A 13,990-nucleotide genomic window follows, 5' to 3' on the forward strand; every position below is an offset into this window, starting at 1 on the left:
CCTCCGGGAGCGAGAACATGGCAGTCGACGAATCTCTGCTGCAGGCAGCCACCGGGGGAATCGCCTCGCTGCGGTTTTACCAGTGGGCCAGCCCGACCGTCTCACTGGGACACTTCCAAGCGAACCACGCGGAGAGCACTCCCGCACGGTTCCGGCATCTGGAAGTGGTCCGCAGGCTGTCCGGGGGGGGTGCGATTCTGCATGACCGGGAGCTGACTTACTCCTGCGCAATTCCCGCCACACATTCCATAGCACGCGTGCCGGGGACGCTGTACGACGAAGTTCACGCTGCCATTTTGGAAACACTTGCGGAGTTTGGGGTTCGGGCCCGTCTGCGGGGAGCAGAAGCGTTTGCGGACCAGTCGTTTCTCTGCTTTTCGCGAGGGGACGCCCGCGACATCGTGATTGGCTCTCAAAAGATTGTCGGGAGCGCCCAGCGTCGTCGCGCCGGGGCCATTCTGCAGCACGGCAGCATTCTTCTGGAACAATCTCCGGAAGCTCCAGAGTTCCCGGGGATCAGGGAAATCACAGGAATTCAGATCCCTGTTGAGGAGCTCCGGGGCCGACTTTTGCCGAAAATCTCGACTCGATTGAGATTTCCGCAAAATTCCTCACAATCTGCCACCTCGTAACAACCGTTGCCGACGGCTGCCGATTTCCGCCCGATCCGCTCAGGAGAGGGACGGGGCCGAAATCCGAAGTGACGGAGTTGAAACAGGTTTCCCGCATCGCTTGACCCTGTGGAATGGGGCAGTTACAGTGCTCGATTCCTTACTCGCCGCTCCCGGTCCGGGTGGTCGAGCTTTGATGACATTTAGACGCTGCGAACGGATCCATGCCGACAATTAACCAGTTGATCCGCAAACCACGGAAAAAGCAGACCTCGAAGTCGAAGACCCCCCTGCTTGAGGGTTCTCCGCAGAAGCGGGGTGTCTGCTTGCAGGTGCGGACGATGACCCCGAAGAAGCCGAACTCGGCGTTGCGGAAAATCTGCCGTGTCCGCCTGTCCAACGGCAAAGAACTGACCGCCTATATCCCCGGGGAAGGGCACAACCTTCAGGAGCACTCGATCGTGCTCGTCCGCGGTGGTCGTGTTCGCGACTTGCCCGGTGTGCGGTACAAGGTCATCCGCGGGGTGCTCGATACCCTCGGCGTTGCCAAGCGGAAGCAGGCCCGCAGCCGTTACGGGGCCAAGCGACCCAAGTAATTTCCATCGGAACGCCCGCCAGCTGGTTGGCTGACGGGCCTCCGTTCGATGCGTTCGCAACTGCCGCCACGGAGTCCGGCGGCCTGTTCAGATTCACAGCGTTTCCAGGTACGACAGAACCATGGCCAAGAGTTTCACAGCCAGCAAGACCCAGCTTAAGGCAGATCCCCGTTACGGATCCAAGCTCGTGACGAAGTTCGTCAACTGCCTCATGTACGACGGTAAGAAGAGCGTTGCCTATTCGGTCTTCTACGATGCAATGGACATCGTTGCGAAGAAGATCACCGACACCGAGCCGGTCGACATCTTCACCCAGGCTGTCGAAAACGTGAAGCCGCATATCGAAGTCCGCTCCAAGCGGGTCGGTGGTGCGACCTATCAGGTCCCGACACCAGTCAACTACAAGCGGCAGCAGGCCCTGGCGATCCGCTGGATCCTCGAAGCGGTTCGTGGCCGCAAGGGACGCCCGGCACACCTGTCGCTGGCCGACGAACTGATGGCTGCCTTCAAGAAAGAAGGTACTGCCATGACCAAGCGAGAAAACGTCCATCGTATGGCTGACGCCAACAAGGCCTTCGCTCACTTCGCATGGTAACTTGTTGAGTTCACTTCGCCTGTTCATCCGTCAGCGGATGCGCAGGCGTTTTTTATTGGTCTCAAGCACAATTTCCACCACTCCAGCGCTGCGTCCTCCTCCCCGCAGCAAGGCGACGATCGATGCCGAATCCCATTGAGAAGCTGCGGAATCTCGGAATCGTCGCTCACATCGACGCCGGCAAGACCACCACCACCGAGCGTATCCTGTTCTACGCCGGGGCCATCCACAAGATGGGGAACGTCGACGAGGGAACCACTGAAACCGATTTCGATCCGGAAGAAGCCAAGCGCGGCATCACCATTTACTCGGCGGCGGTCACCTGCAAATGGAAGGACTGCCGCATCAACCTGATCGACACACCGGGGCACGTCGACTTTACCGCCGAGGTTGAGCGCAGCCTGCGCGTTCTCGACGGCGCTGTCGTGGTCTTCAGTGCTGTTGAAGGGGTGGAAGCCCAGAGCGAAACTGTCTGGCGTCAGGCTGACCGCTATCACGTGCCGCGGCTCTGTTTCATCAACAAGATGGACCGCATCGGCGCCGGCTTCGAGCGAGTCCTCGACCAGATCCGGAACCGGCTGCATGCCAACCCGGTCCCGTTGTACATTCCCATTGGTGCCGAGCACGGATTCGAAGGAATCATCGACCTCATCGGTCGCAAGGCGCTGTACTTCGACCAGAAGTCACTCGGTAAGAATATCGAAGAACGTGAGATCCCCGAAGAGTACACCGACCTGGCCGAAGAGTGGCGCAGCAAACTGGTCGAAACCGTCGCCGAACGCGACGACGCCGCAATGGAGCAGTACTTCTCGGAGGGAGATCTTCCGGAAGAGACAATCCATCGCCTGCTGCGGGAAGCGACTCTGGCTGGCGATCTCCAGCCGACGTTCACCGGGTCGTCACTCCATTACATCGGAGTGCAGCCCATTCTCGACGGGGTCGCCCGGTATCTCCCCAGTCCACTCGACATTCCCCCCGTCGTCGGCATCAACCCCAAGCCCAAAAAGGGGGAGTCTTCCGAACTCATCCGCAAATGCGATAACGACGAACCGCTGGCGGCACTGATCTTCAAGATTGTCGCCGACAAGCATGCCGACCTCTGCTTTGTGCGCGTCTATTCCGGCGTGCTGAAATCCGGAACGCGGCTGATGAATCCCCGCACCGGCAAGAAAGAGTTCTGCAGCCAGATCTGGCACATCCAGGCTGATTCACGCGAGAAGATCGAAACCGATCTCGTCGTCGCCGGCGATATCTGCGGCATCATCGGACCGAAAGATGTCGTCACCGGCGACACGCTCTGCGAACAGCAAAGCCTGATCCTGCTCGAGCCGATCACGTTCCCCGAGACCGTGATCTCGATGGCGGTCGAACCGGAAACCAGCGGCGACCGGAAGAAGCTCGAAGACGCACTCGGCCGCCTTGCCCGACAGGACCCGACGTTCAAGGCCCGCATCAATGAAGAGACCGGGCAGACCATCATCAGCGGAATGGGAGAACTTCATCTCGAAATTCTGAAGGAGCGGCTGCAGCGAGACTTCAATCTGAATGTCCGGGTGCACCGGCCACGGGTCTCGTACCGGGAAACCGTCCTCGGAAAATCGGAAGCAGAAGAACAATTCAGCCGCAGCAATCAGGGGGAAACCGCCTTTGCCAGCGTCCGGGTGCGGGTCGAGCCTTTCGAATCCGAACAGCCGATTACCGTGGTCTCCGAATTTCATCAGGAGGGCTTTCCACCGGAATTCGATTCACTGGTTCGGGAAGCGGTCAAAGAGTCTGCTCAGGCAGGGGGCCAGCTGGGGTACCCTCTGCTGAAAGTCAAAATCACGATTCTGCATGTCGGATACACGCCGGGCATCACCACCGAGGAGGCCCTCCGTGCCGCTGCCACCCACGCGGTCCAGTCGGCCCTGACCAAGGCGGAAATCGGGCTGCTGGAGCCGATCATGAAGCTGGAAGTCGTCACACCTTCCGAGTTCGTGGGGAACATTCAGGCCGATCTGAACCAGCGGCACGCCAAGATTTTTGCCAGCGAACATCGTGGACACCTGACCGCCCTGATGGCGGAGGCGGCGCTCGCACGGATGTTCGGGTACTCCTCACACGTCCGGAGCCTGTCGCAGGGACGTGCTTCGTTCTCGATGGAGCCGCTCAAGTACGATCTGGCCCCCAAATCCGTGCTGGAAGAGATGCTGAACTAAGCGCAAGTTGCTCTTCCCGGTACCCCCACAGCAAGCGTTTCGGCCCGATCCGTTTCGGCCGGTGAACTGCTGAATTCACCGTGGTGAGGACGTGGCAACCAAGAGTCAAACGCTCTAGGAATTTTGACTTCGAGCCGGTGGCGACTGCCTGCCACAGCAGCTTGCGTTCCTTCAGGGGCAGGGGCAGGGGCAGGGGCAGGGGCGTGTCTCTTACTCGATGTCCCCTTCGAACTGTTCGATGATCCGGTTCTGCTCGTTCAAAATGGCCACCTTGGGGTGGAGCGTGGCCGCCTCATGCGGCTCTGCGAAGGCGAACGCCAGGACAATAATTCGATCTCCTGGCTGGGCCAGTCGAGCCATCGCACCGTTCATCTGCATCGATCCGGAACCGCGCGGCCCGGGGATGACGTAGGTCTCGCCCCGCTGTCCGGTCGCGGAATTGGCGATCAGCACCTGCTCAAACGCCAGCAGCCCCACAGCGTCCATTAGATCGCGGTCAATGGTAATGCTGCCATGGTAGGACACGTCGGTCCGGGTCACAGCGGCCATGTGGAGCTTGGCTTTGAGGAGTCGCAAAAGCATGGAATTCGCACAAAATCAGGATTCAGATCGAAAGATACAACGCACGAATGCAACCCGGTGATCTCGGCTCGCCTCCTCCGCACCAAGGAGGCCGGAATCGTGACGTGCAAGACAGGGTTGCGGAGAGGCGGGGGATGGGTCCGCCGCTTTCAACGGGGTCTGCAGGTGCAGAACGGTGAAACAGCAGGTTGCCGCAAACTGATTTTACTCCGTCGAGGCTGTCACGTCATGCCCCGCTGACGACAACAGCCGTAAGCTAACCAACCCGCCTCCTGATCCGGGAGGGCAACCGCGGGGTTCCTTCTTCCGGGAATAGCACTCCGCGGGTCCGGGGATCGCCGCAGTCCTCGATGAAACCGGCAGCGAAGAGTCTTCCCCTCGCCTGATCGCCCGCTCCCCTTTAAACTGGCACCATCTCGTGTCACGCCAGGAAACATATCGATGTCTACGGATGCAGCTTCGCCCACTCAGCCCGACCCCAAGAAGGATTTTCTGCGAGAACTCGTCGCCCGGGACGTCGCGGCGGGGCTGAATGGCGGGCGGGTGCAGACCCGCTTTCCTCCCGAGCCCAATGGCTACCTGCACATTGGCCACGCGAAAGCGATCTGCGTCGATTTCGGCATTGCCCGCGAGTTCGGCGGCCGGTGCAATTTGCGGTTCGACGACACGAATCCGACGAAGGAAGACGTTGAATACGTCGACGCCATCCAGGAAGACATTCGTTGGTTGGGGTTTCAGTGGGACGGGCTGTTCTATGCGTCCGACTACTTCGAACAGCTCTACCAATGGGCCTGCGATCTGATCCGCAAAGGGCTCGCCTATGTCGACAGCCAAAACCTCGACGAGATTCGCTCACAGCGGGGAACGGCCACCGAGCCGGGGAAAAACAGCCCCTATCGCGACCGCAGTGTCGAAGAAAATCTCGATCTCTTCGCCCGCATGCGCGCAGGGGAATTCCCGGATGGGGCGCATGTGCTCCGGGCGAAGATCGACATGGCTTCTCCTCACCTGATTCTCCGTGATCCGCTGATGTACCGCATTCGGCATGCTCACCATCATCGGACCGGCGACAAATGGTGTATCTACCCGATGTACGACTATGCCCACGGACAAAGTGATTCGATCGAGCAGGTCACCCATTCACTCTGCTCACTCGAGTTCAATACCCACCGCCCCCTGTACGACTGGTTCATCGAAAAGCTCGAAATCTTCCCCTCCAAGCAGAATGAATTCGCCCGTCTGAACCTCACTTACACCGTGATGAGCAAGCGGAAGCTGCTGGAACTGGTGGAAGCAGGGCTCGTCGACGGCTGGGACGATCCGCGGATGCCGACGCTGCGCGGACTGCGACGACGGGGGTACACCCCCGAAGCCATCCGCCATCTGTGTGACGTGGTTGGGGTGACCCGGTATCAGGGGCTGACCGACATCGTTGTGCTCGAAAATTCGCTGCGGGACATCCTGAACAAATCGGCGCAGCGGCGCATGGCGGTTCTCGATCCGCTCAAGGTGGTCATCACCAACTATCCAGCCGGGCAGGTCGAGCAGCTGGAAGCGATCAACAACCCGGAAGATGCCACTGCTGGCAGCCGGACGGTTCCGTTCACGCGGGAGATTTACATCGAACGGGAAGACTTCATGGAAGACGCTCCCAAGAAGTTCTTCCGGCTCGCTCCGGGACAGGAAGTTCGCCTGCGCTGGGCCTATTTCATCCGGTGCAACGAAGTGATCAAGGATGCAGCCGGAAACATCACAGAATTGCACTGCACCTATGACCCGGAGACGAAGGGGGGCAACGCTCCCGATGGTCGCAAAGTCAAAGGGACGATTCACTGGGTCAGCGCGGAGCATGCACTCGATGCGGAAGTGCGGCTGTATGACCACCTGCTGAAAGTCGCCGACGCCGCGGAAATTCCCGAAGATCAGGACTGGAAGCAGTCTCTGAACGAGAATTCGCTGCAGATCCTGAGTGGCTGTAAACTGGAACCCGCCCTCGCTGATGCAGTCCCCGGCGAACCGGTGCAGTTCGAGCGCAAGGGATATTTCGTGCCCGATTCCAAACACTCCAAGCCAGGACATTTGGTCTTCAACCGGGCGGTCACGCTGAAAGACACCTGGGCCAAAGAACAGAAGAAATAACGGCAGCGTCCGCAGGCGCAAAAAAACAGCGGCATCCAATGGATGCCGCCGGAGAGACGGGAGAATCGGAGAGAAGCTTCTGCGAGTCGACACCGGCCACTTGAGCACGTGACGACCAGCTCACACTGTGGAGCAATTTGACTTTGGATTGCATCCGCATCGCCACGCGGGAGTCAGCAGTTCACCAGACGAAACGCAGGCTGCGCGGGCACTGGAAAAAGCAACCTGCACTAGTAAACGTCGAACTGGCCGTCGCAGAATTCAGCACTGTCCTGATAGCGGCTGCCGGCGGTGTCCCCTTTGTGGCCAGAGCTGCAGTGCACCTTGTACGACTGGTTCAGGCTGGCAAAGGCGGAACCGACATCTTCCAGTTCGTTGTTCACGTTGTGAGAGACTTCGCTGAGACCGACGATCATGCCCAGTACGGCGATGGTCGAGACCAGCACGAGTTCCGCAGAAACAATGAAACCAGCTTCGTCGTTCAGGAGGTTGGTGAAGAGAGTCATGGTTGTGAATCCTTAAGTTGGGGGGTTGTCTTGATGCAGATCCCTAAAAGCGAGGGGCGCGCCGAAGCGGATGTGCCATCGTTCAGAATTCTTGACAGGCCGTCTCACAAAACACCACAACCTGCCACAGCAACAGCACTTAAGAAATCTTGTCAAATCGCAAAATAGCCTGAACATCCCCCAGCACCGCAGAAGGGGGCCGTTGCCACCAGGCATCACCCGCAGCGTCCTCTCCCGCACTTTTCAGCGCAAGTCGCTGTCCGGACAGCGTTTTCATCTGGGATGCCCTCTGGCATCATGTTGCCGCCACTCATCACTCCCCCAACAGCGCTTCTCTTCTTGAACGCAGAGGGATTCCCGATACGACATTCACTCTGACGCGGACGCTCCGCTGGACAGAGTTCTGCTTGCGAGCCACACTGACCCCATGCCAAAACCCGCCTATCTGACCGCTCCACCGAACATCACTCACATCCCTCCGGGCATTCCGTATATCGTCGGAAATGAAGCGGCGGAGCGATTCAGCTTCTATGGCATGAAGGCCATTCTGGCGACCTTCATGACGAAGGCCCTACTCAATGCGGCAGGCGAACCGGATGTCATGTCCGAGGCGGCCGCCACCGAACGCATTCATCAATTCGTTGCCGCAGCGTACTTCTTTCCGATCGTTGGTGCTGTCGTGGCGGACTGGCTGCTCGGGAAGTACCGCACGATTCTGTGTCTCTCCCTGGTTTACTGCCTGGGGCATCTGGTACTCGCCCTGATGGACTTCCACACAGGGATCGATCAGCGAGTGCTGCTGGGCTGGGGACTGGGCCTGATTGCGATCGGTTCGGGAGGAATCAAGCCCTGCGTTTCCTCGCACGTCGGCGACCAGTTCGGACACTCGAATCAAGCGTTGCTGGCTGTGGTCTTCGGCTGGTTCTATTTTTCGATCAACTTCGGGTCGACGTTTTCCACCTTGCTGACCCCCCATCTGGCCCGCGAATACGGCTATTCCTGGGCGTTTGGCGTGCCCGGGGTGCTCATGGGAGTGGCCACGTTCGTGTTCTGGCTGGGCCGGAATCAATATGTCCACATTCCCCCGTCAGGGCGGGAGTTCTTCGAACGAACATTCAGTGCTGTCGGCGTCCGGGCAATCCTCAATCTGATCCCGCTGTATCTGATCATCGCCGTCTTCTGGTCACTGTACGATCAGACCGCATCAAGATGGGTATTGCAGGCGGACCGTATGGATTGCTGGCTCCCCATTTTCGGCACAGTCCAACCGGCGCAGCTGCAGGCGGTCAATCCGGTCCTCGTGATGCTGCTCATTCCATTCTGCTCCTACGTGTTCTACCCGCTGCTGGGAAAGCTGTTCGCAGTGACGCCGCTGCGGAAGATTGGCATCGGGTTGTTTCTGATGATCCCCGCGTTTCTCATTCCTGCCTGGCTGGAGATGCGTATTGAAGCGGGTGAAACTCCCTATTGCGGTTGGCAGATTCTGGCGTACGTCTTTCTGACTCTGGCGGAAGTAATGATCTCCATCACCGGGCTGGAGTTCTCCTATACGCAGGCCCCGAATGAAATGAAATCCTTTATTATGGGGCTGTACATGCTCTCCGTCTTTGCGGGAAATCTGTTCACAGCCCTGGTGAATGGAGCGATCGCCGCAGCTGAGAAATCCGGGAGCACTATGTTGGAGGGGGCGAATTATTATCTCTTCTTTACTGTCTGCGTCGCGGCCGCCGGCATCGTGCATGTGATCTGGTCCCAGTTCTATCGGGGACAAACCTATTTGCAGGAAGAGAAGGGGGCAGCGAGCCCCTCCTAGAGCATATTCGCTCTGGATGTTTTCCCCTCGCCACGCGGCAATGCATTTCATCCCACGAAACGCTTGCTGCACGGTCGCTGGAAGGAACAGGGTGCCATTTCTCAGGCGCCCCAGCGAGATGTTTTGGATGTGCAGAGCACCGTTCGGCTGGCTAGGAACGGACCGGGCAGCAGTCTTGAGCGGGTGAGACCCGCCGCGAACATGCTGCGGCAGGGGAGTGAGGCAACTTGAATCAATCTTGCCAGTTGAGAGGTATCTGCGGGGCTTCGCGAACTTCCCCCGGCGAGGCAGGCGCGCGAAGTACGGTATTTCGCCATCAAGGGCACTGGAAGCACGCCTCGTCTAGAAATGCAGTAAAACTACGCACCCGAGCTAGCCTCAACTGCAGTTTTTGTTGCTTTTTCGCAACATTTCAACACAGCAAATCGATGCAGCGCATCAACTTGAAGCGAAAATGCGCAAGTGGTCGCTGATGCCTCTCAAGTCGAGCAATCCTGCCACACCAGTCGACAAATTCTTAGGCCTTTTTGAACTCGCCATTTGAGATGACGAATGTTCACCCTATAGTCAGGCCAGTGTTGGGCAATAACGCTACAGATTGGGAGCCAGGCAATGACGCAACGGCAACGAATCATTCTCGTCGATGAGCACCCCATCATCCTCGAATCGCTGACACAGAAGTTGAATGCGATTCCGGGCTATCAGGTGATCGCAGCGATCACCCATTCAGATCGGGCCTTCTTTGAAATTTTCGAACAGCGACCCGATCTGGTGATCATGGAGCTGGAAATCCCTGGGCGGGGTGCGATCGACGTCGCCGACCAGATCGCCTCCCGGCTCCCGGCGACCCGAACCGTCTTCTACACCAGTTTCGATACCGACATTTTCATCGACGTCGCCCTCCGTCTGGGGGTGGCCGGTTATCTTCTCAAAACCGAACCGACGAACCGCGTGATCGATGCCCTGCAGCGGATCGTGGCCGGCGATTCGGTGTATTCGGAGTCTGTCCTGGAAAGGCTGCATTTTGATCGGGAATCGAAACGGTTCTTCGTCAAGACACAGAGCTTTTTCGCCAGTCTGACACTTCGTCAGATTCAGGTCCTGCGGCATCTCGCCCGTGGTGATAGCGTCAAAGAAGTGGCCCGCGCCATGATGCTTTCCGAACGGGCCATCGAAAGTCACAAATACCGCATCATGCAGAAAATGGGCATTCACGACCGCGTCGTGCTCACGCGGTACGCGATCCGCGAAGGGCTGATGCCCGCCTGAGAGCCGGTTGCTCGTTCCGGTGCCCGCGCAGCTAACGTTTCCTTTGTTGAAACATTCACTTCCGCGTGGCAAGAACGGGTCGAGCAAAAATCGAAAAAGACCCTGGGTGCCTCCTCCCCCTCAAGGAGCACGGTCCTCCGGCGTCCAGATTCGGTTGCCGAGCGGCTCACCGGGAGACGCTTTCCTTCTCGCCTTGATGCGGACGTAAGGGGCGACAAACATTCCGCGATGCTGAAAGTGACCTGGTCGGGCCTTGGGATCTCCCCGCATCGGCTCGACCAGGTCTTCGATCGTAAAGCCGCTGCGGCAGAGTTCACCGACCAACTGCTCCCAGCGATGCAGATATTCGACCGCTCCTGGTTCGCGGTAGGCAGTGTCAGGGACCGCCGGGAGCGGATCGCCGTGATAATAACGGACTCCGAGGACATAGCGGTTCTGGGAATCCCGATCGGCGATCTGCAAGCTTGTCGGCTGCTTGTGCTGGCTGATGTAAAGCCCCTCCGGTCTAAGGACGCGGGCGATCTCCGCATAAACATCCCGAATGCGCGGGAGATAGCAGGTACTGACCGGTTGATGCACAATGTCAAAACTTCCCTCGGGGAACGCCGACAGATCATCCATCGACGTCTGCACGATCCGCACCTGCACGTTCCGGATGCGCGCCTGCTGTTCATCCCGCTTGAGCATTTCCGGGCTCAGATCCACCACGGTGACGTGTGCCCCCGCCACGGCATAGAGGATCGATTGCCAGCCTCCCCCCGCCGCCAGACACAGCACTTCCAGCCCGCGCACGGAGCCGGGCAGCCACCCACGTCGATCGAGTGTCAGCAGCGGCTGCGCACACTCGGCGTCATTGGCGACACGAGCGAACTGGCTGTTTTCCCGGGCGAGATTGTCCCACGCACGTCGATTGGCATCTTGATAGGTCATCACTTAATTCGATTCGAACGTTTCCCAAAACAGAAGTCCCTGTTCGCACCGATCGATTGCGAGCAGGTGACTCGCAAAAGAGCAGTTCAGGGAACCCGCTCCGGAGTCGCCTCCGACACGTCATCACCGCAACGATCCTGCGCGCGGCTCGTGGACCAACTGCCGAATCAGATTCCCGCGTTCAGCCGCCAGATCGTCCAGTTCAGGCAGCCGGCGAACGTGACCCAGCCAAGGTAGGGGATCAGCAACGCTCCCGCGAGCCTCCGCTTTTTGAAAAACAACACGGTGGTCATGAAAATTGCGATCCATAGACAAACAAGTTCCACAACCGCCCAGCCTGTCTGGTGCCCCGCGAAAAAGATCCAGGACCACGCAACGTTCAGGATCAACTGAATCACAAACCATGCGAGTGGTCGCCGATTCTCTTTGAAGCCACCTTGCTTCCAGATCAGCCAGGCAGCCATGGCCATCAGCAGATAGAGCAGCGTCCAGACCGGGCCGAACAAGGAGTCGGGCGGATGCCAATGCGGCTTTTGCAGGCTGCGATACCAGCCATCCAGTTGAGGAGTGGTTGCCAGCGAGCCCAGTGCCGCCGCAGCAAAACAGAAGAGAATCCAGCCGATCAGCCCCAGCCAGACGTGTCGACGATTCATTGAGTTCTCCCGGGGGACATGACTGAAGTGATCTGGGCCAGGCAGGTTCAGTTCCGCTGGCGATGGGAGTCATCTGTTACGTCACACCAAGCAGCAGTCGTGACCACAATGCGACCGGTAAATCAGGCTGCAGGAACCGGGCCGAGATTCCAAGTCGACGGCAGAGTGACTCCGCCGCCAGAAAACCGCTCCGCACCGCCCCCTCCATCGTGCCCGGCCAGCCCGTCTGCGTCCAGTCACCCGCCAGTTGCAGGTTCCGCAGTGGCGATTGGGCATCGGGCCGCAAGGTGTCAATCCCGGGGACGACCGACAGGACCGCCCGTCGTTCTGTAATCAATCGACCGTGCAGCAACGCCGCTGCGCCGGCAGCGGGCCAAATCTCCCGCAGTTCCTGACAGACCATCTCGACCACCTCTGACTGTTCAAAGTCATCGAGATTGCGGCTCGCGCTGATCACCACCTGATACAGGCAGGCGGTCGAACCGGCTGACCACTCCGTCGTACCGCGGTTGAAGAGCCATTGCCCCAGCCGTCCCACGAGCACCGCATGAGGCAGCTCCGTGATCGGACGGTCAAACCAGAGATGCACGCTCGTGATGGGAGCCGCTTCGATCGCGGCTGCGTTCGACCGCAACTGCTGCAGCTCGGGGAGGTCGGGAAGCAGGTTTTCAATCTGATGCTGGGGGACTGCCAGAATCACTTCATCGGCAGACAAGACCTCTCCGTCGCGCAGGCGAATCTGATTCACCCTTCCCCCCGACATTTCGAAGGAAGAGACGCGGCATTTGAGTCGAACATCCACGCCAGCCGCGGTGAGCGCTTGCAGCGTTTTGTTGCCATAAAGTTCCCCCAGACTGACGTTCGGAACTTCGACCTGCCATCCCCGCTCGTTTTTCAGAAAGCCGTCGACAAAGACTTTTCGCGCGTGACGGGCATCGACTCGATCCAGCGTTTCGCTCAGCGCACTGACCAGCACCACTTCCCAGGCATCACGAATGACCAGTTCGGGTTGTCCATGCTGCACAAGCCAGTGACGGAAGTTCATTCCGGCCAGCTGTTCCGGTTTCGACCGGGCCAGTGCACGCACGCCCCACGCAAATCGGAGTTTTTCAGCCCAGCTCAGATAAGGGAGTGTGAGGAAGGCCCGGAGCAGATGAAATGGGGCGGGCAGGGGGTCCGCGCGAAACGGTGTGATCTGTCCATCCGGGGCGACAAAATTCAGCTGCGGAGCGGTTTTGAGCGCATCGGCGAATCCAAGTTGCTCGCACAGAGACCGCAGATTCGTGCAGCAGCCCATGCTGACGTGCTGGCAGTTGTCGATGGTGACCTGCGTCGCCGGATCGACATATGTGGTGGCCCGTCCCCCGAGCTGAGTCCGCGCTTCGAGCAGCGTGACCGGACAGCCGGTCGAACGCAACGACCAGGCGGCTGCAATTCCCGCCAGTCCCCCACCGACGACAATGACCGTTGGGAATGAGGGAGAAGACATTTCAGATGCGGCTCGAGCGGAAGAATGAGATCAATGGTCACGTCTCCTTGCGGGAACTTCCGCGGGACGAGCGATTCATAGCATCCACAACGGCCAAGAAAAAAGCCTGCAGCATCCGTCTGCAGGCTTCGCGAAATCGTTCGTGGTCCGATACCGGCAACAGGGGAGGTTTTCGGTATCGGGTGTTTCAGCAAACCCGGGAAGGTATTGCCGAGATTCAAGACATTTGATTCACAGGGGCGTGCTGGTGGTGACCGCTCAAACAGTTTCAAAAGTCCGGGTCGGCGAGGCGACCTTGCGATATCCGAGGTCGCGCACCACTTCGAGAACTTCGCTCCAGGTGGGGAACTGGCGACCGCTGCGACGTTTGTAGTCGTCCATCGCACGCATGAATTCCACTTCGTCTGGTTTGTAATCCCGTTCGCAGGTGGTGGGGTCGATCTGGCGTCGACGTTCCACCTTGCGACGGCTGCTTTCACGGCGCTCCAGGCCGGGGAAAGCCGCTTCCGTTTCGGTCCGGCGATCGGAGCGAAGACGGCGATCTTTGAACCGCCGGGTCACCTTCAACTCCGAAACCGCTGTAGACTCTTCCATTGCCAACTTCTCCTG

General features: G+C 58.9%; 13 protein-coding genes. 7 read left to right on the forward strand and 6 right to left on the reverse strand.

The window, feature by feature from the left end; all coding sequences use genetic code 11:
* The first annotated feature begins 17 nt into the window (after positions 1-17).
* From SH664x_RS12995 to fusA, 4 genes are all read left to right on the forward strand, one after another.
* The gene (locus SH664x_RS12995) at positions 18-632 is read left to right on the forward strand and encodes a lipoate--protein ligase family protein (protein ID WP_437201556.1); all 615 of its coding nucleotides are present in this window, start codon (positions 18-20) and stop codon (positions 630-632) included.
* A 203-nt stretch (positions 633-835) separates the two neighbouring features.
* The gene (gene rpsL, locus SH664x_RS13000; RefSeq protein ID WP_437201558.1) at positions 836-1,207 is read left to right on the forward strand and encodes a 30S ribosomal protein S12; all 372 of its coding nucleotides are present in this window, start codon (positions 836-838) and stop codon (positions 1,205-1,207) included.
* Positions 1,208-1,328: 121 nt separating this feature from the next.
* Positions 1,329-1,802, forward strand: coding sequence for a 30S ribosomal protein S7 (rpsG, locus tag SH664x_RS13005; protein WP_437201560.1), 474 nt, complete (start codon positions 1,329-1,331; stop codon positions 1,800-1,802).
* 122 nt (positions 1,803-1,924) lie between these two features.
* Positions 1,925-4,000: an elongation factor G gene (fusA, locus tag SH664x_RS13010; RefSeq protein ID WP_437201562.1), complete on the forward strand. Its 2,076-nt coding sequence runs from the start codon at positions 1,925-1,927 to the stop codon at positions 3,998-4,000.
* Between the two features lie 210 nt (positions 4,001-4,210).
* Here fusA and panD read toward each other — a convergent pair whose 3' ends face one another.
* Positions 4,211-4,582, reverse strand: a complete 372-nt coding sequence (gene panD, locus SH664x_RS13015; protein ID WP_437201564.1) for an aspartate 1-decarboxylase — start codon at positions 4,580-4,582, stop codon at positions 4,211-4,213.
* Positions 4,583-5,023: 441 nt separating this feature from the next.
* Between panD and SH664x_RS13020 the strand changes: the two genes are divergently transcribed.
* Positions 5,024-6,721, forward strand: a complete 1,698-nt coding sequence (locus tag SH664x_RS13020; protein ID WP_437201565.1) for a glutamine--tRNA ligase/YqeY domain fusion protein — start codon at positions 5,024-5,026, stop codon at positions 6,719-6,721.
* Between the two features lie 230 nt (positions 6,722-6,951).
* Here SH664x_RS13020 and SH664x_RS13025 read toward each other — a convergent pair whose 3' ends face one another.
* Complete coding sequence (locus SH664x_RS13025; RefSeq protein WP_437201566.1) at positions 6,952-7,227, reverse strand: branched-chain amino acid aminotransferase; 276 nt, start codon at positions 7,225-7,227, stop codon at positions 6,952-6,954.
* 427 nt (positions 7,228-7,654) lie between these two features.
* Between SH664x_RS13025 and SH664x_RS13030 the strand changes: the two genes are divergently transcribed.
* Both SH664x_RS13030 and SH664x_RS13035 read left to right on the forward strand, forming a co-directional pair.
* Positions 7,655-9,040 carry a POT family MFS transporter gene (locus tag SH664x_RS13030; RefSeq protein WP_437201568.1) on the forward strand — a complete coding sequence of 462 codons (1,386 nt, stop codon included), beginning with the start codon at positions 7,655-7,657 and terminating at the stop codon, positions 9,038-9,040.
* A gap of 612 nt (positions 9,041-9,652) precedes the next feature.
* Positions 9,653-10,309, forward strand: coding sequence for a LuxR C-terminal-related transcriptional regulator (locus SH664x_RS13035; protein ID WP_437201570.1), 657 nt, complete (start codon positions 9,653-9,655; stop codon positions 10,307-10,309).
* Positions 10,310-10,429: 120 nt separating this feature from the next.
* Here the strand turns inward: SH664x_RS13035 and SH664x_RS13040 are convergent, their stop codons facing one another.
* From SH664x_RS13040 to SH664x_RS13055, 4 genes are all read right to left on the reverse strand, one after another.
* The gene (locus SH664x_RS13040; protein WP_437201572.1) at positions 10,430-11,239 is read right to left on the reverse strand and encodes a class I SAM-dependent methyltransferase; all 810 of its coding nucleotides are present in this window, start codon (positions 11,237-11,239) and stop codon (positions 10,430-10,432) included.
* Positions 11,240-11,406: 167 nt separating this feature from the next.
* Positions 11,407-11,892, reverse strand: a complete 486-nt coding sequence (locus SH664x_RS13045; protein ID WP_437201574.1) for a TspO/MBR family protein — start codon at positions 11,890-11,892, stop codon at positions 11,407-11,409.
* Between the two features lie 76 nt (positions 11,893-11,968).
* A complete protein-coding gene (gene hpnE, locus SH664x_RS13050; RefSeq protein WP_437201576.1) occupies positions 11,969-13,381 on the reverse strand; it encodes a hydroxysqualene dehydroxylase HpnE in 1,413 nt (470 codons plus the stop codon).
* Between the two features lie 258 nt (positions 13,382-13,639).
* Positions 13,640-13,975: a hypothetical protein gene (locus tag SH664x_RS13055; protein ID WP_437201578.1), complete on the reverse strand. Its 336-nt coding sequence runs from the start codon at positions 13,973-13,975 to the stop codon at positions 13,640-13,642.
* Between the last annotated feature and the right edge of the window lie 15 nt (positions 13,976-13,990).

The organism is Planctomicrobium aquicomposti, assembly GCF_051466325.1.
Lineage (GTDB): Bacteria > Planctomycetota > Planctomycetia > Planctomycetales > Planctomycetaceae > Planctomicrobium.

Excerpts from the sequence above, each read along its gene's own strand:
- hpnE (WP_437201576.1), bottom strand. The coding sequence starts at position 13,381 with ATGTCTTCTCCCTCATTCCCAACGGTCATTGTCGTCGGTGGGGGACTG.
- fusA (WP_437201562.1), top strand. The coding sequence starts at position 1,925 with ATGCCGAATCCCATTGAGAAGCTGCGGAATCTCGGAATCGTCGCTCAC.
- SH664x_RS12995 (WP_437201556.1), top strand. The coding sequence starts at position 18 with ATGGCAGTCGACGAATCTCTGCTGCAGGCAGCCACCGGGGGAATCGCC.
- SH664x_RS13020 (WP_437201565.1), top strand. The coding sequence starts at position 5,024 with ATGTCTACGGATGCAGCTTCGCCCACTCAGCCCGACCCCAAGAAGGAT.
- SH664x_RS13045 (WP_437201574.1), bottom strand. The coding sequence starts at position 11,892 with ATGAATCGTCGACACGTCTGGCTGGGGCTGATCGGCTGGATTCTCTTC.
- SH664x_RS13040 (WP_437201572.1), bottom strand. The coding sequence starts at position 11,239 with ATGACCTATCAAGATGCCAATCGACGTGCGTGGGACAATCTCGCCCGG.
- rpsL (WP_437201558.1), top strand. The coding sequence starts at position 836 with ATGCCGACAATTAACCAGTTGATCCGCAAACCACGGAAAAAGCAGACC.
- SH664x_RS13055 (WP_437201578.1), bottom strand. The coding sequence starts at position 13,975 with ATGGAAGAGTCTACAGCGGTTTCGGAGTTGAAGGTGACCCGGCGGTTC.
- panD (WP_437201564.1), bottom strand. The coding sequence starts at position 4,582 with ATGCTTTTGCGACTCCTCAAAGCCAAGCTCCACATGGCCGCTGTGACC.
- rpsG (WP_437201560.1), top strand. The coding sequence starts at position 1,329 with ATGGCCAAGAGTTTCACAGCCAGCAAGACCCAGCTTAAGGCAGATCCC.
- SH664x_RS13025 (WP_437201566.1), bottom strand. The coding sequence starts at position 7,227 with ATGACTCTCTTCACCAACCTCCTGAACGACGAAGCTGGTTTCATTGTT.
- SH664x_RS13035 (WP_437201570.1), top strand. The coding sequence starts at position 9,653 with ATGACGCAACGGCAACGAATCATTCTCGTCGATGAGCACCCCATCATC.
- SH664x_RS13030 (WP_437201568.1), top strand. The coding sequence starts at position 7,655 with ATGCCAAAACCCGCCTATCTGACCGCTCCACCGAACATCACTCACATC.